This window comes from Paraburkholderia sp. JHI2823, from assembly GCF_038900695.1.
Classification (GTDB): domain Bacteria; phylum Pseudomonadota; class Gammaproteobacteria; order Burkholderiales; family Burkholderiaceae; genus Paraburkholderia; species Paraburkholderia mimosarum.
The window spans coordinates 28,735-45,972 of record NZ_JAYMRY010000033.1 but is presented as its reverse complement, the minus strand read 5'-3'; the positions used below and the strand labels follow the sequence as shown (position 1 = coordinate 45,972).

The window sequence follows — 17,238 nt, the reverse complement described above, 5'->3', positions numbered from 1 at the left end:
GAAAACCCCCCCGCTGGCAGGCCAGCGCCGCGCCCATGTCCGGTGGTCTGGAACTTGCGTCCACATCGAATGCCCGGCAACGATGTCGGGCACTGCAAATCCAGGCGGCCGCTGCAAGCGCCGCGATTCATGCAACCGGACAATGGCGTCCCCTCGTCGCAAGCTGACGAGCGGACGCCATTATTTTTTATGGGCGCGCCAATAATGCCGTTGCGCGCAACGCGAAAAGGAAGATGACGATGGTGACGGGCAAAGAAGGCAAGGTGACACTGGTGAGCGCAGGTCCGGGCGATCTCGACCTGCTCACTCTGAAGGCGGCCAAAGTGCTCGCGAGCGCAGACGTGGTGTTGCTCGACGATCTCGTGAACCCGGAAATCGTCACGCTCGCGCCGCGGGCCCGCGTGATCCGCGTGGGCAAGCGGGGCGGCTGCCGCTCCACGCCGCAGGCCTTCATCGAGCGGTTGATGCAGCGCTACGCGCGCCGCGGTCTGCACGTGGTGCGCGTGAAGGGCGGTGACGCCCTTCTGTTCGGCCGGGCCGGCGAGGAACTCGCGGCGTTGCGCGAGGCAGGCGTGCGCGTGGAGATCGTGAACGGGGTGTCCTCGGCGTTCGCGGCGGCGGCCGGCCTCGGCATCTCGCTCACGCACCGCGATCATTGCCAGGGCGTGATCTTCGTGACGGCGCATCTGCGCGATCACAGCGAGCCCGACTGGCATGCGCTCGCGGCGACGGGCATGACGCTCGCCATCTATATGGGGATGAGACGGATCGAGTCGCTGTGCGCCACGCTCGCCAACACACTCTCCACCGCAATGCCCGCCGCCGTCGTCCAGTGGGCAGGCAGCGCGAACGAACGGCGCGTAACGGGCACGCTCGGCACCATCGCGGCGCACGCGCAAGCGGCCGGGCTCGGCAGTCCCGCCATCATCCTCGTGGGCAACGCCATTGGCGAGGCGGCTTTGTTCGCCCAGACGTCCGCTTCGTTCGGCTCGCACGCGTACGATGCGCTCGAAGATGCGCTGCGGATAAGCGCCTGATCATCTCCTGACCTGAACGAGCTTCGCGCTTCGCAGCAACAGCAGCGAAGCGCGTTTGACGCAAACGGCCCGTCGCTCGAACCCGGGCCGCTGCAACCGGTTCCCGCCTCAGTTGCCCACGCTTGCCTGCGCCCCCTGCACCAGGGCAGGCGCCGCGGGTGCCGTCGCAGGCTCCTGGGGCAGCGCCCATTCGAGCCAGCGCGCACGGTGCAGCACCACGAGGCCGAACGCCGCCGCCGCAATGACGCCGAACGTCGCGAAGCCCATCTGATAGCTGCCGGTGCTTTCCTTGGCAATGCCCATGATGACCGGCAGATAGAAGCCGCCGATGCCGCCCGCCGCGCCGATGATGCCCGACATGAGACCCGTGCGGCCCTGCCAGCGACGCGGCACGAGCTGAAACGTCGCGCCATTGCCCAGGCCGAAACAAACGTAAGTGAACGCGAGCAACGCAATGCCGGCGGCGAAGGGCGGCATCCACAGCGCGAAGGCGAAATCGCACGCCGAGATCGCGGCGAGCAGCACCACGAGCGCGCGCACGCCCGAAATGCGGTCGGCAACGAGGCCGCCGAGCGGGCGCACCATCGCGCCGGTCAGCGCGAGCAGCGACATCACCACGCCCGCTTCGAGCTTCGGTACCTGGTAGAGCGAAATAAGCAGCGTCGAGACATAGGAGGACATCCCGACGAACCCGCCGAACGTGATGCTGTACACGAGCATCACGACCCACGTGTCGCCCTGTGCAAGCACGGCGCGATAGTGGCGCGGCAATACGGCGATGGCGAGCAGCGCGCCAAGCACGGGCAGCAGCAGTACGCCAGTCTTGCCCGCGCCAAACACACCCGCGTGCACGCAGAGCACGAGCGCGATCAATCCGGCGAGCGTGATGCTGAATGCACGCAACGCCTGCGCCGCGCTGCCCGACTTCTGGCCGAGATCGCGAGCCCAGAAGGTCACGGCCGTCGCGGCGAGCGCCAGCAGCGGCAACGCCGCGCCCGTGGCGCGCGCCCAGCTGAAGTGGGCGGCAAGGCCAGGAAAGAGGAAGCCGTCGAGCACCGCACCGATATTGCCGGCCGCGGCGAGGCCGAGTACGAGGCCCTGCACCTTCGGCGGATAGTTGCTCCCCGCCATGGGCAGCGCCACGGCGAAGCTGGCACCGCCCACGCCGAGCAGCACGCCGAGCACGAGGAGCAACGTATAGGAGGGCGTTCCGGGCATCAGCAGCAGCACGGCAGACGGAATGGCCGAAAGCGCAATGCCGAGCAGCGCGACACGGCGACCGTCATAAGCCTGATACAGATTGCCGAGCGTCACGCGCAAGATCGCCGCGCCGAGCACCGGCACCGCCACGAGCAGGCCCAGTTCGGCCGGCGTCATCGGGATGTCCTTCTGGATGAACGGCGCGAGCGGGCCGAACATCACCCAGACCGTGAATCCGGTGTCGAAGTAGAGGAAGCATGCAATCAGCGCGCGCCAGTTGCCGCTCTTGAGCGAACTTGCCAGGTCTTTCACGAGGTTCTCCCCAGTAGTGGATCTCAACCCGCGGCGCGGGCATACATCCGTTGATTTCGTAATCCGAAATGTCTTTCGGGCGTGCGGCTATGCGTCTCGACATTTGCGCGCTTGCCGACTACGCCCTGCACGAGCCGGTCCATCTCGCCGATGACGTCGGCGAGTTCCGCGGTGATCACGGCGAACTCGCGGCCGAAGTCACCGGCGCGGGCGGCGGCCACGCGCGCATTGAGCGCGACGATGTTCGCGCGCATCGAAATGGCGGCAAGCTCGTCGACGATGCCTGCCTGGCGCTTCGCCGTAGCGGCTTCGACGGCGCGTAATTCGTCCTGGTACGACTGCGTAATCGCTTGCAGCAGTTCGAGCAGCGGTGTGGCGGCGGCCGCGAGCCGTGCGATGGCGCTCTCGCTTGCGCTGTCACGGCCAATGCGGTTGGCCAGCACCGGACCGAGACTATCGAACGCGTTCGCGGCAAGCTCCATGAAGGCCCGAATCCGCTCGTCGGCTTTGCGCGAACCGAAATACAGCTCGCGCAGCGCGTGGGAGAACACACCAGGAAAATGATCGTCGCCCTCGACGAGCCGCGCGTGCGAGGCCGTAAACATGTCGAGGCATTCGCGCGCGACCCCAACAGCGACTTCGTCTCCGCGCAAGCAGAGCAGCGCATGGAGGACGATGCGCTGCGAGAGCATCCGCTGACGCCCGCCCAGGTTGATGAGTTCGCCGACAATTTCGGCAGAGACGTCAGGTGTCGTTTCCCGCATGTTCGTCTTTAGTAGTGCAAAAGGTATCGCCAATGATTCGCCGGACCCGTCTGCGCCCCGCAAGGCGCATAAAAAAAAGCGTCCCGAAGCGCACCCGCCGGGCACACTGTGCCGTGGAGTGTCGCTTCGGGACGCCGTTGCCCCGCATGATCGAACGATCCCGCACCTGGCGGGACGATTAAGCATTTCGTCGAGGCCATCGTTGGCCTCGAAGGCTACAAAGCAATCCCTATGCCATCCACCTCACCTGCGGTCGCTCGCGCCACCGCGACGCCCGTGGCGCGGGTTTCGCCGGTCGGACGCCCGCCACGCGGAGCGCGGTCCTGCCCCGCAGGCGTCCACCATACGTGTGCCTGGGGTGACTACTGCTGGTGCAACGCAGCGAACGCTCGCACCATCGCCGGGCACTGCCTTGCCCTTCCCGGGGGCCGGGCTAACATGAAATCGTCGGCTGGAAGCGGCGCTCGCGCGCGTCGTCTGCGAAGCGCTCAACGCCGCGCCGGCCCGGGAGGGGCATCATGAATCCCAGCGGAAGCGCGCTGTTGGGCGCATGGGTGGCCACCGGTCTCGGTGCGCTGTTGATCTCGTCCGCGGCGCTCACTGCCACCACCCCGGGCACGGACCACGCGACGATCGTCATCGTGTCCGGTACCTACGGCAGCAATTGCGGCGCGCCACGCGGCAATGTCACGCGCGATCTCGCGCAGCACTGCGACGGTTTGCAAACCTGCCGCTATCCGCTGTCGATCGTCGCCGCGCGATCAGGCGGCTGTCGCAATGACTATCTCGCCGAGTGGCGCTGCGGCAGCCGCGAATTCCACAGCGCGGCGCTGGCCGCCGGTGCGGGCGCGGGCGATCGCCTTGTGCTCAGTTGCGTGCCTTCGCGGGGCCCGGGACATTGAACCACAGCAATTGCGCATACGATTCGCGCCGCGCATGCGGGCAGCGCCTCTAGCGCCCGCTTGACGTGATTGCCTGCCGGTCCTATGCCGGCGGCACGTTTATTGTCCCTTTTCACGGCCTGTAATAGACTGAATTCGGCGGCGCGTTCCCCACGACCCGGGCGACTGCAAACATCATGAAGTCGATCGCGGGCATCCGCGAGCAATGGGGGAACAGGATTGAGACGCAACGCGGCGCCGGCGGTCAGTTTCTCGTACTACCTGAAGTTCTGGCGGATCTTCGCCAGACAGCGAGAGGAGTCACGCATAGTTCACGCAGGCTCCCTGGGGAGCCTGGCTTGCCCGCGGGAGACCCTCGCGGCGACCTGCGAGGAGAAGAGCAATGCTGCTGCCCACTACACAAACGGCGAAGGCGCAGTCCCGGGATTTGCTCGATGTCCTGATCCGCGCCGCGCTCATTGCCGTCCTGGCGATGTTCTGCTTTCGCATTTTCGCGCCATTCCTTGACCTCATGGTCTGGTCCGTGATTCTCGCAATCACGCTCTATCCGCTCCAGACCCGGCTACAACGCCGTTTTCCAAAGAAGGAAGGACTGATCGCCACACTCATCATTCTGGTGGCGTTCGCGGTGATCCTCGCGCCGACCTGGCTGTTGGGCGTGGCGGTCGCCGATTCGGTCGAGCACGCCATGGGCGTCGCGAAGAGCGGCACGTTTCATATTCCACCGCCCGCCGATTCGGTCGCCAGTTGGCCGATCGTCGGCCAGCGCGTTTACGATTTCTGGCTTCAGGCCTCGACCGACGTCGCCGGTCTCGTGCAACAGTTCGCGCCGCAACTGAAGGCGGCTGGTCTCGCTGCGCTCGCCACCATCACGGGGCTTGGGGGCGCGCTGCTGGTTTTCTTCGTAGCCCTGATCGTTGCGGGCATTCTGATGGCGTACGGCGATAACGGCTACCGCAGCTCGGTGATGATCGCCTCGCGCATCTCGGGTCCGGAAAACGGCACGCAAATCGCCGACCTGTGCACGGCCACGATCCGCGCGGTCGCTCAGGGTGTGGTGGGCATCGCGTTCATCCAGATGGTGCTGATCGGCGTCGGTTTCATCATGATGGGCGTTCCCGGCGCCGGCCTGCTTGCGCTTGCCGTGCTGCTGATCGGCATCATGCAGTTGCCCGCCACGCTCATCACCGTGCCCGTCATCATCTTCGTGATCATGACCCAGGGCGTGAGCACGGCGACCATTGTCTTCTCGGTCTACGAGTTCGTTGCCGGCCTCGCCGACAACGTGCTCAAGCCGCTGCTGCTCGGCCGCGGCGTCGCGGTGCCGATGCCCGTGGTGCTGATCGGCGCGATCGGCGGCATGGTCACGGGCGGCGTGATCGGCCTCTTCATCGGCCCGGTGATGCTCGCCGTCGGCTATCAGTTGTTCTGGCGCTGGGTGAAAGACCAGCCCCAACCCGAACACGCGCAAGAAAAACAGCAGGCTTGAAGCGCGGGGCATCCCACGTGTTCCTCCGCGAGCGCCCTCACTGGCTCCCGCTCGGCGCCTGCTGTCTGGGCACGTGCCTCACGGCCTGCCTGAGCGCCTGCATGCGCGTGGGCCCCGACTTCCAGCCGCAGCGGGAGAGCTGGAGCGAGCACTGGAGCAGCGCGTCGATCGCGCAGGTCACGCAGATCGCCTCACCGTCCGATCTACAGCCCGACGCGCGGCAATGGTGGCGCGTGTTCCACGACGACAATCTCGAACAGCTGATTGCCGCCGCCGATGCGAACAACGGCGACCTCAGGATTTCCGCACTGCGCGTGATCGAGGCGCGGGCCCAACTGGGCATCGCGCTCGCGGGACGCTACCCGCAGGTGCAGCAGGCCAACGCCGACGTACTGTATTCGGCGCGCAAGCGCCACGATGGCTTCAACACGCGCTCGGGCGCGTACGTCCAGTATGCTCTCGGCTTCAGCATCGGCTGGGAGCTGGACTTCTGGGGACGCTTCGCGCGCGCGATCGAATCGGCCGATGCCGCGTTCTTCGCCGCACAAGACAACCGCGAGGACGCGCTGGTGCTCGTTCACGCGCAGGTCGCGGACACTTATTTCACGTTGCGCACGACCGAAGCGCGCCTGCGCATCGCACGGGAAAACGCGCAACTGCAAAAGCGCAGCTACGAGATCACGCAAAAGCTCTTCAAGAGCGGCGAAACCGACGAGCTCGATCTCCAGCAGGCGAAGACCCAGTATCTCGGCACGCTGAGCAGCATTCCCGTATTCGAGAGCCAGATCGCGGTGGCGCGTCACGCGCTGTGCGTGCTGCTGGGCCGTCCGCCCGGCCCATTGCCGGAGCTGGACGTGCAGCCGGCCAAGGCGGGCTTCGTGCCGCTCATCGACCGCGCGGTGCTCCAGGATGTGCCCGCCGATCTGTTGCTGCGCCGCCCCGACGTTCGCGCGGCGGAGCACCAGATGGCCGCGCAGTCCGCGCTGATCGGCGTCGCGAAGGCCGACCTGTATCCTTCCGTTTCGCTGGTCGGCTCGCTCGTGTGGAGCGCCAGTTCGCTCACGGGCGCGCCAAGCACGCTCGCCGCCGTGGGCGGCCCGAGCATCACGTGGAACCTGTTCGATCATGGCCTCATCACCAACAATGTGCGCGTGCAGGACGCGCGCCTCCAGCAGTTGATCGTCGCCTACCAGGAGAGCGTGCGCGAGGCGGCGCGCGAGGCCGACGACGCGGCAACGGCGCTCATCGCGGCACTGCAGCGGGACACGATCCTGCACGACGCACAAGACGCTGCGCAACGCTCGCTCACGCTTGCCAACACGATCTATCGCGAAGGGTACTCGGACTTCCAGCGGGTGCTCGACGCGCAGCGCGCGCTCTCGGCCCAGCAGGACGCGTACGTCGTCAATCGCGGCAACGCCGTGAGCAGCCTGATCTCGCTTTACAAGGCCTTGGGGGGCGGCTGGTACACCGGGCAACCGCTCCTCGACCCGGCAACCCGCGCGCAGATGCAACACCGCACCGACTGGGGCGATCTGCTCGACGAATCGAAACTGCCCTCTGCGGCCCACAACGTTTCGCGCGCCCCGGGTTCGCCTGCTGTCTCTAACCAGCACGAAGGTCCGTCACAATGAGCAACGCGACCGAACCGTCCACGAATGCGCCACCCCAGGCGCCGCCCGCCGCGGAGCCTTCCGGCAAGGCGCTAAAGTGGGTCGTAGTCCTGATCGTCGTGAGCCTGATCTGGTATCTCCTTGCCGATCGCTTCACGCCGTATACGCAGCAGGCGCGCGTCCAGGCGTACGTCGTACCGGTCGCGGCCGAGGTCTCGGGACGCGTGACGCGCGTGTTCGTGCGCAACAACCAGGAGGTGAAGGCGGGCGACGTGCTGTTCGAGATCGACAACGAGCAGTACCGAATTGCCGCCGACCGCGCGCGCGCGGACCTCGAATCCACGCGCCGGCAGATCGGCGCGAGCACCGCCGGCATCGACTCGGCGCAAGCCTCGCTGCGCGCGGCCCTCGCCAACGAGGTCAAGGCGCGCCAGGACAGCGATCGCCTGGAACGGCTGTATCGCGAAGATCAGGGCACCGTCTCGCTGCGCCGGCTGGAAGTGGCGCGTGCGACGCACGTTCAGGCACAAAGCCAGGTCGAAGCCGCCCGCGCCGAAGTGGAGCGGGCGCGCGAACAACAGGGCGGCAACGAAGCGGAGAACGCGCAATTGCGCAGCGCGGCGGGCGTGCTGGAGAAGGCCCAACTCGACTTCGCCAATACGCGTATCCGCGCGCGCTCCGCGGGCGTCATCACCGACCTGCGCACCGAAGTCGGGCAATTCGCGGCCGCCGGAGCGCCGGTGATGACGTTGATCGCCATCCACGATGTCTGGGTCAGCGCGGACATGACCGAGAACAATCTGGCCCATCTCCAGCCGGGCACGCGCGTCGCCATCGCGCTCGACGCGCTGCCGGGCGAGGTGTTCGAAGGCCGCATCAGGAGCATTGGCTATGGCGTGAGCGTAGGCCAGAGCACGCCGCCCGGCAGCTTGCCGACCGTACAGAACAGCCGCGACTGGCTGCGGCCCGCGCAGCGCTTTCCCGTGATCGTCGAGTTCGACCCGAACGAGCGCGCGCGGCTGCGCAACGTCCGCGTGGGCGGCCAGGCCGAGGTGATGGCGTTTCCTGGTGCCGGCAATCCGCTCAATCCGCTCGGGCGCGTGTTCCTGCACGTGATGAGTTGGCTCTCTTACCTCTACTGAGCCGCGCCCATGCCCACGCTAACGAGCCTTTCGATTCCCGGCCAGCGTGCGCTGCGCGTGGCCACCGGTACGGCGCTCGCACTCGCTGTCAGCTTCGCGCTCGATTTTCCGGTTCCCGTGATCGCGCCGGTATTCGCCCTCTTTCTGCTCGCCACGCAAAACCAGCCGCTCTCGCTGAAGGCGGCACTCGCACTGGCGCTGGTCGTGGCAGGGACGACGGGCAGCGGCCTCTTGCTCGTCCCCTTGCTTCGCTACTATCCGATCGCGGGCGTGCTACTCGTCGGCCTCTGCCTCTTCCTCGCCTTTCGCTTCGGCCTGAGCGGCGGCAACAACCTCGTGGCGACCTTCCTCGCGGCGGGCCTGACGATGATCTCGGCGGCAGGCGTAGCCGATCAGGAACTCGCGGCCACGGTGGTGGGCGCACTCGTGAAGGGCGTGCTTCTCGCCGTGCTCGTTTCGATCGTGAGCCACGCGTTGTTTTCCGAGCCGGCGCCCACGGGCGCGAAACCCGTCGCGCGTGTCATGGCGCCGGGCCTCGCCGCGCGCATTGCGCTGCAGGCCGCGCTCGTGGTGATGCCCGCCTGGCTGCTGGCAATGAACGATCCGGCCAGCTACATGCCGATCATCATGAAGTCAGTGAGCCTCGGCCGGCAGAGCTGCACGACGTCGGCTCGCGGTGCCGCGCGCGAACTGCTGGGCTCCACGGCGCTTGGCGGGCTGCTCGCCATCGCGTTCTGGTTTGCGCTGCGGCTCTTCGTGAACATCGGGATGTTCTATCTGTGGATGCTGCTGTTCGGCTTGATGGTGGGACGCAAGCTCTTTCGCATCAGCCCCACGCGCTACTCGCCCGGCTTCTGGCTGAACGGCCTCGTCACGATGATCATTCTGCTCGGTCAGTCAGTGCAGGACAGCGCGGCCGGCAAGGACGTCTACCGCGCGTTCGCCGTGCGCATGGCGTTATTTCTGGCGGTCACGGCTTACGCGTGCCTGATGCTTCAGATCTTCGAGTGGCGCGCGCAGCGTGGCGCTGCAGCGCGTGAGAGGAATACGCCATGAACCATGCCGCGAAAGACAAGCCCCATGCGCCGCGAGCGCGCGAAATCCTGCTGGAATCGGGAAGAACCATCTGGTACTTGCGGCTGCTCCTGGCGGGCTTGATGGTTATATTCGTCGTCCTCACAGTATTGATGTACTACTTCGGCGGCGCTGTCGAAACGCTGAACCGCACCCCGTCGCGCCTGAGCGAGACCCTGTATTTCTGCGCGATCACGGCCCTCACCATCGGCTACGGCGACGTCGTGCCGACCACTGCGCTCGGGCGCATCGACGCCGTATTGCTTGGGCTGATTGGCGTCGTGTTTACCGGACTGATCGTGGCAGCCTTCGTGCGCGGCGTGCAGGAAGCGTCGCACGAGCCGCGCGATCACACGCAACCGGACGCAACGGGCATTGAGACCCGACGGGATCGAACATGACGAAAACCACTGTCCGCCGGCCCAGATTGCGCGATCACGCCGCACGAACCGCCCTGACCCTGCTCGTGGCGCTTGCACCTTTGCAACCGCATGCGCAGAGCGTGTCCGGCCAACTCTCGAACCAGACCGTGATAGGCGGCAACATCAAGCGGCATGCGGATGCCGTGCTGTCCATCATGTCGTACACGACGGTACCGGATGTCACCACCAGTTCGCTTTCGATCAATAACGGCGCTACCGGCAACCCCGGATTCGGTCAGACACAGCTGGGGGGAGGATTCACGCTCAGCCGGACGTTTCCCCTGTACATGGAAGGCACGATCGCCTATAGCCGCTACGACCCGACGTTCGTCGCGACCGACGGCGCCGACCAGCGGGCGCTGCCCACGAAGTGGAACACGTTCAGCGGCACGGTGGGAATCGGCTGGGATTTCCGCCTCACCAACGAGCTCGTGTTTCGGCCCATCCTGAACGGCACGCTCGGGCGGGTATCGAGCGATCTGCGCGTCGGACAGACGTTGATCAACCACGTCACGGACAGCAATCTCCAGTTCCTCAACAACGGTTATCTGGACGCGTATGGCTACGGCGGCTCGCTGATGCTCGACTGGGAGCATTACCGCGAGAACTACGAAATCGACGCGGAATTGCGCGCGACCGATATCTATCTGCGCAGCTTCGGCGGCAGCGCGGAAGCGGTTCAGGGCTCCGCCACGGCGCAGCAGTTGAGCCTCTGGACGCGCTGGCGCGCGCCAACCGGCTGGCATGCGCTGGACAAGCCGGTGCGCTACGTGCTGGAGTTCGCCTATTCGCACTATTTCGGCGACAGCGCCGGGGTGCTCGGATTCAACGACCTCACATCACTGGGCGTAGGCCTCGAACTCGACAGCAGCACCTACCCCATCATCATTACGCGCACGCGGGCGATGGTGCGCTATGTGTTTGGCCGCAACGTCCATGGCGTGTCGTTTGGCCTGGCAGTGAGCTTTTAGGATGCCATACAAAATCGATTCGAGGAGAGCGACGATGGACATACCGGGTAAGCGTCGATTGCATTCGGCGAGCAGTCTCTGGGCGCGGCGCCTCATGCTCGCCAGCGCGTGCGCCGGCCTGCTGCCACTGGCGGGCTGCCCTTATTACGCGCCGCCGCCGGGAACCGTCGTCATGACACCGGCCAGCTACGACCGGTCGTTTTCCGCCGCCGCGGGCGCCATGCGCGATGAAGGCCTCGGAATCACGGTCCAGGACCCCGGCAGGGGCGCGATTGCCGGCACCAGCGACGGCGGCACCGTGACGGCGAACGTCCAGCAGCAAGCCGATGGCAGCGTGATCGTCCAGTTCAACAGCGCCGACGCGCGCGACCCCACGCTGCTCCCGCGGATTTCGCGCAGCTACGATCGGCGGATGGGCCGCTAGATGTTGCGCGTTTGGCGAACGCGCAGTCGTGGGGCTGCCAGAGTGTGCGACTGGTGCCTTAGTTTTGCGGCCATTGGGGGCAAAGCTTGTGCGACCAACCCACGTTCGACGGAACCGTGACAAGGCGAGGCATCGCCGAACGATGCTCTTCGTCAGAGTCCGGCCACCATGCGTCATTAACCGTGAGCGTCAACCGGAGATTGCGGCGTCCGTCGCAGCCGGAATGCGGACACTCAATCGAGTCGCATGTAAATACGTTTGCCACCTCGGTTGAGCACGTGCATCGCTGAGACGAGGGGCTCGTCGACGCAGCGTGGCGGAGGCGACCCGGGGCTAGCCCTCCAATCTGCTGGAGACCATTTTAAGGTCAGCGCTTTTCCGGCGTGCGTACTGCTCCCGCTGGACGCAGTTCGTGAACCAGTTCGATGAGTGCGCGCAGACGCGCGGGCACGAAGCGGTGTCCTGGATAGTAAAGCCGCAATCCGCCAAAGGGCTGGCACCATGGCGTCAGCACCGGTACCAGCGCGCCTGAGGCCAGTTCCCACTCGATAAGCCATTCGGCGATAAAACCGATCCCGTGTCCCTGCAGCACCGCTTCCTTGATGACCGGCAATTCGTTGAACGCCATCCGCACCGGCAAATCCATCTGCAGCTTCTCGCCGTCGCGCTCAAGCTCCCACTGGTAGATGCCGCCGTGCGACATACGCATGCCGATGCTCTGATGCCCGAGCAGATCGCGCGGATGAATGGGCGTGCCATGAAGCTTCAGATACTCGGGCGTTGCCACCACCAGCATGCGGACGTCGCCAGTCAGCGGCACCGCAATCATGTCCTGCGGCACGGACTCGGCGAGGCGAATCCCCGCGTCGAAGCCCTCGCCGACAATATCAATCATCCGCGACTCGCTCACGATATCCACGCGCACCTGCGGGTAGCGCCGCACGTACTCGCCGATCAAGGATTCCATCAGCGGTAGCACCGCGCCCTGCGGTGCGTTGATCCGCAGCGTGCCGCTCGGTATATCCGGCCCGCTGCCCGCCTCTTCACCGGCGCTCTGGATTTCGGCCAGCGCTGGCGCAATTCGCTCTACATAACGCTGCCCTGCATCGGTCAGCGCGACGCTGCGTGTCGAGCGGTTGAACAGGCGGACCTTGAGGCGCGCCTCCAGCCCGGCCACGGCGCTGCTTACCGCCGTGGTGGACATGCCGAGTTCCTGCGCCGCACCACGGAAACTGTTGCGCCGCGCGACTGCCAGTACCACTTGGAGTTCCGTCATCCCTGTGCGATGCATTTGATTATCCTGATTTTCGGCATATCCCATCCACCATAAGGTGGCTTATCAGAACAATAAACCCTGCCTAGACTTCTTTCCATCCGAACCCAAGGTCAAGCACCGTCTGCTGACGGGCAAACGCGGGTTCCCTCAAAGGAGTCGAGATGCAGCGCATTGAACATATCTATATCGACGGCGAATTCGTGACGCCGCACGGCCAGGAGTGGTTCGATCTTTACAACCCGAGCACCGAGGAAGTCATTGGTCAAGTGCGGCTTGGCGACGAGCACGATGCGCAGCGAGCTATCGCAGCCGCCAAGGCCGCCCTGCCGGCCTGGTCACGCACCACGCGCGAAGAGCGTCTGGCTGCGCTGCGCCGCATGCATCAGGCCATCGCCGCGCGCGAGGATGATCTGATGGAAGCGATCGTGAAGGAGTACGGTGCGCCTGCGGCGCGCGGACGCTGGATGGCGACTTACCCGGCCGATGTGATCGCCCAGGCCATCGAGACGCTGGAGTCCTTCGAGTTCGAGGAACAGGTCGGGATCGCACGCGTGATCCTCACGCCGGTGGGCGTGGCCGGCCTGATTACGCCGTGGAACAGCAATGCGGGCTTTATCTGCAACAAGCTTGCGGCCGCGCTGGCAGCGGGCTGCACCGCCGTCATCAAGCCCAGCGAGATGAGCGCCCTGCAGACGCAGATCGTGATCGAGGCGCTGCACGAGGCTGGCTTGCCCAAGGGCGTCTTCAATATCGTCAATGGCCGCGGCGACGTGGTTGGCGAGGAAATCGCGCGCCATCCGGATGTCGCCAAGATTTCGTTCACCGGTTCGTCCGCGGTCGGCCAGCATCTGGTGGCAACCGGTGCGGCCACCATGAAGCGTGTCACGCTGGAACTCGGCGGCAAGTCGCCGACCCTGGTGCTCGACGATGCCGATTTCGCCAGCATCATGCCTCTGGTGCTGAACGCCGGCTTCATGAACAGCGGCCAGGCCTGTATCGCCGGCACCCGCATCCTGGTGCCGCGTAGCCGGCTCGCAGCATTCGAGCGGGTCGCCAAAGAAGCTCTCTTGCAGTTCAAATCCGGCGATCCGCGCGATCCGGAGACCACTATCGGCCCGATGGTGAGTGCGAAGCAATGGGAACGCGTCCAGAACTACATTCGTATCGGCATCGACGAAGGTGCGACGGTGCTCGCGGGCGGCGAGGGCCGGCCGGACGGATTGCAGGCCGGCTGGTTCGTCAAGCCGACGATCTTCACGAACGCCACCAACCAGATGCGGATTGCGCGCGAGGAAATCTTCGGTCCGGTGCTGACCGTGATTGCCTACGAGGACGAGGCCGATGCGATCGCGATCGCCAACGACACGCGCTACGGTCTGAACGCGATGGTGCTGGGTCAGGATGTCGAGCGTTGCGAACGCGTGGCGCGTCAGATCGATTCAGGGCGGGTGCTGATCAATACGCTTGCGCATGAGCCACGCGCGCCGTTCGGCGGTTTCAAGCATTCGGGGCTTGGCCGCGAAATGGGCAGATGGGGGATGAGCGCGTATCTGGAACCCAAGGCGCTGCTGAAGGCATGAGGCGGGGACAGCCGAACTCGCGCTGCGCGTGAACCCCGAGGCCCCTGGTCACGCGGTCCGGAATCCGTGGCAATTGTGCGTCCCAACGGACGTTGATATCGCACGTAGCGTCCGTTCGAGATCGTCTCTGGCGAGTGTGTCCGTTTTTCTCACGAAAGCCGCCATTTGATCCGCTCATCGTGAACGACCGCTTCGGGTCGATATGACCCATTCGCTTTCGCACCGAACCGAGGCGTTCCCTTCCGCGCGTTCATTGAACTGCAACGCATGAAGAGATGCCACCCACCGCCCAGCGATGTAGTTTGGCTATCTTTGCGTTATGCGAGTCGACCGTCGGCCAGCACCGCTAGCGCATGTAGTGAGTGCGATTTGATGAGCGCGGCGTCAAGCGGTCCTGCGTCACCCACCGTTGTGCCAGTGGTGGTGTTCCCAACCCTTGTGGCAACCACCGCCCTGGCACTGACCATAGCCGCCGACCACCGGTGGCCCATGCACGACTGGCGGTGGATAGGACTGGTAGACATAGGTACCCGGCGCCCCATACGCACCCGGGGGTGCATAGTGGGATTGGTAGAATACCGGCGGTGGTGGCGGAGGTATCGGCGTATAGTAGCCACCCACATTGGCTTGAGCCAATACGGACGCGGGGGCGCAGACGGTCGCAGCGATTGCCAGCAGCGAGATTGGGTACTTCATGATGTGACCTCCCGTCGGTTCGCCAATTCACCCCGACTGTGACGCCTCTTTGAAGCTTAGTCGCTCGACCCACCAGCAAATGCAACCGTTCGCGCGGACCTGTAACGGTCTGTAACGCGCCGATTTTCGGACTCTGCAGCGCGCGACTCTCATTGACCGATCCAGCAGGTTGTAGTGTTTTGCTGGTGCTCTCGGCCATGAAGGGACGCTCGAAGTGTGGAAGTGAGCGTCAGCAGGTACGCACCAAAGAGCCATCCATTGCCGGTCGTTTGGGACATCGTCGGCCGACGGGCCTCGGAACGTGGCACGGCCAGCGTCATCACCACGCGAACCGGACCCCCGCGTCGCCCCAGACGCCCCTGCGCTGTCCACTCGCGGAACCGCTGATCGCGAACTGGTAGCCGAACTGGCCGTACGCGCTCATGCGGCTGTCCAGCTTCGCGGTGAAGCCGGCAGCCACATCCATGCGCGTCACCTGCTGCGCAAGCGGCATCTGGTCCACACCGCCGAACGTCGTCGTGGCCTGCGCGCCCCAGTCGTGCCAGACGTTGGCGCACACATACGGCTGCCATCTCTGCCCGTTGGCGCGGGTAATGGTCCACTGCCCGCGTACGCCCAGCCGCCCGCTCACGCCCGAGGTCGAACCCAGGTCCACCCCACCCAGACCGTCATTGGCCGCGTTCAGCCCGACATGCTGCCAGATGACCTGTGCCTGCGGCTCCAGCACGAAATCCGGTCCCAGCGGCAGCGAGAACGGAAAGCCCGTTTCCAGCGACGTAAGGATTCCGGAACCCGAGACCGGCAGCCGCGCGTACTGCGTCGTCGCATTGCCGTCGTAGTGCGTGCCCTGCAGCACCGCGTCAACGTACAGCCGCCCGGACCATAGTGCGTCCAGTAGGCGCCGCCGGAATACGCATCGAGGTTCAGTGCCCCCGTCTGGGAAAGCACGTAGGCGGTTGCGGCCGCGTTGGTGACGAGCCCGTCGACGTTGACATCGCCGTTGCCATAGGCGAAGTAGACGCCGGCTGCATCATGATGGCCCTGGAGGAAGCCGCCGCGCCACAGATCGACGCCAGCCTGGAAATCGGGAAGGTGACCGCTGGCGCGCGCATCGGCGAAGTTCTGGTAGCGGTTGTCGATCTGCTGCCCGAAGAGGCGCACCCAGCCGGTGCTAAGCGCACCGTCCTGGGCGTCGGTCAGCGTATCGCCGATGCGCTCGTGCAGCGTGCCGAGCGTCGTGAGGCCGAGCTGTCTCCCGATGGGCGACGACGAATTCGTTTTCGGCAGCTGTACGCAGCGTTTAAGCGGCTGCCTCTCTGCACGACGCTCACTCGCCATGTTGGACCTAAGTCCTATTGCGCAACGCGCGCGTCTGCCAAATATTGTCTGGTGCGCCGACAGAACAGGAGCGCGGTCGAATCAGATTGGCCAAAATTCCCGCATCGCAAGACGAAGAGGCTTCGCTGGCCTCCGGTTCGAACTTCACCAGGCTAGCGGCGCCACAATGCTTGCTTTGCAGTCCAATGGCTTGCGTCGAGACGATTGAAGTGCCTGCAACAACCGGCGCCACCGCCGGCTCCGTCCGTGAAAGTTTCGCGTTGCATGATTTTCGGATGAAGCACGCACCTGGGTTGAACATGTCGTGCCCACAACATCGCCGACACATCAATTGCACGCATAACGCCGGTTAATTAACGAAGTTAGTGAATTCGACCGTAACCCTCGACGGAGGTGGTCATGCGCAGAAGATGCTTTCTGAGGACAGGTGCCGCAACGCTAACGATCGTGGGACTCGGGCTGGCCAGAGTCCCGACGATGATGACCGAAGCCGTTGCCGCAGAATCCGATGCGGCGAAGCGCCACGAAATCGATACGCAGGTGAGCGAAACACTGTCGCGGCTGTTCGAGACGGACCAAGGCTCGAAAGAGCTGGTCGCGAAGGCGAACGGCGTACTCGTATTTCCGTCGGTGATCAAGGCAGGGTTCATCGCGGGGGGAGAATACGGCAAAGGCGCTTTGCGGGTAGCTGGAAAAACGGTCGGCTACTACAGCACGGCGGCGGGTTCATTCGGCCTGCAGGCAGGCGCTCAATCGAAGGCCGTCATTTTCCTGTTCATGACGCATGATGCGCTCAGCAGCTTCCGCAACTCGAAAGGCTGGTCAGTCGGTGGAGAAGGTTCCGTTGCGCTGTTGAAAGTCGGCGCGAATGGCGAGATCGATACTACAACGGCCACCTCACCCGTCGAAGCCATCGTGCTCACCAATGCGGGGCTAATGGGGGACGTGTCGCTGGCCGGCACCAAGGTTTCTCGACTGAAGCTTTAAAGTCCAGCGCA

The 17,238-nt window shown here is 64.9% G+C and carries 15 protein-coding genes and 1 pseudogene; 12 read left to right on the top strand and 4 right to left on the bottom strand.

Annotated elements, in window-relative coordinates:
- The first annotated feature begins 239 nt into the window (after positions 1-239).
- A complete protein-coding gene (gene cobA, locus VSR34_RS28105; RefSeq protein WP_342964126.1) occupies positions 240-1,037 on the top strand; it encodes a uroporphyrinogen-III C-methyltransferase in 798 nt (265 codons plus the stop codon).
- A gap of 108 nt (positions 1,038-1,145) precedes the next feature.
- Here cobA and VSR34_RS28100 read toward each other — a convergent pair whose 3' ends face one another.
- Complete coding sequence (locus VSR34_RS28100) at positions 1,146-2,549, bottom strand: MFS transporter (RefSeq protein ID WP_028211191.1); 1,404 nt, start codon at positions 2,547-2,549, stop codon at positions 1,146-1,148.
- 23 nt (positions 2,550-2,572) lie between these two features.
- The gene (locus tag VSR34_RS28095) at positions 2,573-3,313 is read right to left on the bottom strand and encodes a type IV pili methyl-accepting chemotaxis transducer N-terminal domain-containing protein (RefSeq protein WP_342964125.1); all 741 of its coding nucleotides are present in this window, start codon (positions 3,311-3,313) and stop codon (positions 2,573-2,575) included.
- 518 nt (positions 3,314-3,831) lie between these two features.
- Between VSR34_RS28095 and VSR34_RS28090 the strand changes: the two genes are divergently transcribed.
- From VSR34_RS28090 to VSR34_RS28055, 8 genes are all read left to right on the top strand, one after another.
- Entirely contained in the window at positions 3,832-4,215 is a 384-nt protein-coding gene (locus VSR34_RS28090; protein ID WP_342964124.1) for a hypothetical protein, read from the top strand.
- A gap of 382 nt (positions 4,216-4,597) precedes the next feature.
- Positions 4,598-5,704 carry an AI-2E family transporter gene (locus VSR34_RS28085; RefSeq protein ID WP_051390853.1) on the top strand — a complete coding sequence of 369 codons (1,107 nt, stop codon included), beginning with the start codon at positions 4,598-4,600 and terminating at the stop codon, positions 5,702-5,704.
- A 65-nt stretch (positions 5,705-5,769) separates the two neighbouring features.
- Positions 5,770-7,338, top strand: coding sequence for a TolC family protein (locus tag VSR34_RS28080; RefSeq protein ID WP_342964140.1), 1,569 nt, complete (start codon positions 5,770-5,772; stop codon positions 7,336-7,338).
- Positions 7,335-8,459 (top strand): HlyD family secretion protein, encoded by a 1,125-nt coding sequence (locus VSR34_RS28075; RefSeq protein WP_342964123.1) that lies wholly within the window; start codon positions 7,335-7,337, stop codon positions 8,457-8,459. The genes VSR34_RS28080 and VSR34_RS28075 overlap by 4 nt, the downstream gene beginning before the upstream one ends.
- 9 nt (positions 8,460-8,468) lie before the next feature.
- A complete protein-coding gene (locus VSR34_RS28070; RefSeq protein ID WP_342964122.1) occupies positions 8,469-9,515 on the top strand; it encodes a DUF2955 domain-containing protein in 1,047 nt (348 codons plus the stop codon).
- Positions 9,512-9,934 carry a potassium channel family protein gene (locus tag VSR34_RS28065; RefSeq protein WP_081723318.1) on the top strand — a complete coding sequence of 141 codons (423 nt, stop codon included), beginning with the start codon at positions 9,512-9,514 and terminating at the stop codon, positions 9,932-9,934. The genes VSR34_RS28070 and VSR34_RS28065 overlap by 4 nt, the downstream gene beginning before the upstream one ends.
- Positions 9,931-10,926 (top strand): hypothetical protein, encoded by a 996-nt coding sequence (locus VSR34_RS28060; protein WP_244145288.1) that lies wholly within the window; start codon positions 9,931-9,933, stop codon positions 10,924-10,926. Before VSR34_RS28065 ends, VSR34_RS28060 begins: the two co-directional genes overlap by 4 nt.
- A gap of 34 nt (positions 10,927-10,960) precedes the next feature.
- Positions 10,961-11,350: a hypothetical protein gene (locus VSR34_RS28055; protein WP_342964121.1), complete on the top strand. Its 390-nt coding sequence runs from the start codon at positions 10,961-10,963 to the stop codon at positions 11,348-11,350.
- A gap of 367 nt (positions 11,351-11,717) precedes the next feature.
- Here VSR34_RS28055 and VSR34_RS28050 read toward each other — a convergent pair whose 3' ends face one another.
- Entirely contained in the window at positions 11,718-12,641 is a 924-nt protein-coding gene (locus VSR34_RS28050; protein WP_342964120.1) for a LysR family transcriptional regulator, read from the bottom strand.
- Positions 12,642-12,787: 146 nt separating this feature from the next.
- On the opposite strand from VSR34_RS28050, the gene VSR34_RS28045 reads away from it, so the two are divergent.
- Positions 12,788-14,206 (top strand): aldehyde dehydrogenase family protein, encoded by a 1,419-nt coding sequence (locus tag VSR34_RS28045; protein ID WP_342964119.1) that lies wholly within the window; start codon positions 12,788-12,790, stop codon positions 14,204-14,206.
- 1,015 nt (positions 14,207-15,221) lie between these two features.
- Here the strand turns inward: VSR34_RS28045 and VSR34_RS28040 are convergent.
- A pseudogene (locus tag VSR34_RS28040) lies at positions 15,222-16,042 on the bottom strand (autotransporter domain-containing protein).
- Between VSR34_RS28040 and VSR34_RS28035 the strand changes: the two are divergent.
- Both VSR34_RS28035 and VSR34_RS28030 read left to right on the top strand, forming a co-directional pair.
- Complete coding sequence (locus VSR34_RS28035) at positions 15,935-16,396, top strand: hypothetical protein (protein ID WP_342964142.1); 462 nt, start codon at positions 15,935-15,937, stop codon at positions 16,394-16,396. The pseudogene VSR34_RS28040 and the gene VSR34_RS28035 sit on opposite strands and share 108 nt — an antisense overlap.
- Positions 16,397-16,717: 321 nt before the next feature.
- A complete protein-coding gene (locus VSR34_RS28030; RefSeq protein ID WP_244145521.1) occupies positions 16,718-17,227 on the top strand; it encodes a YSC84-related protein in 510 nt (169 codons plus the stop codon).
- Positions 17,228-17,238 lie beyond the last annotated feature (11 nt).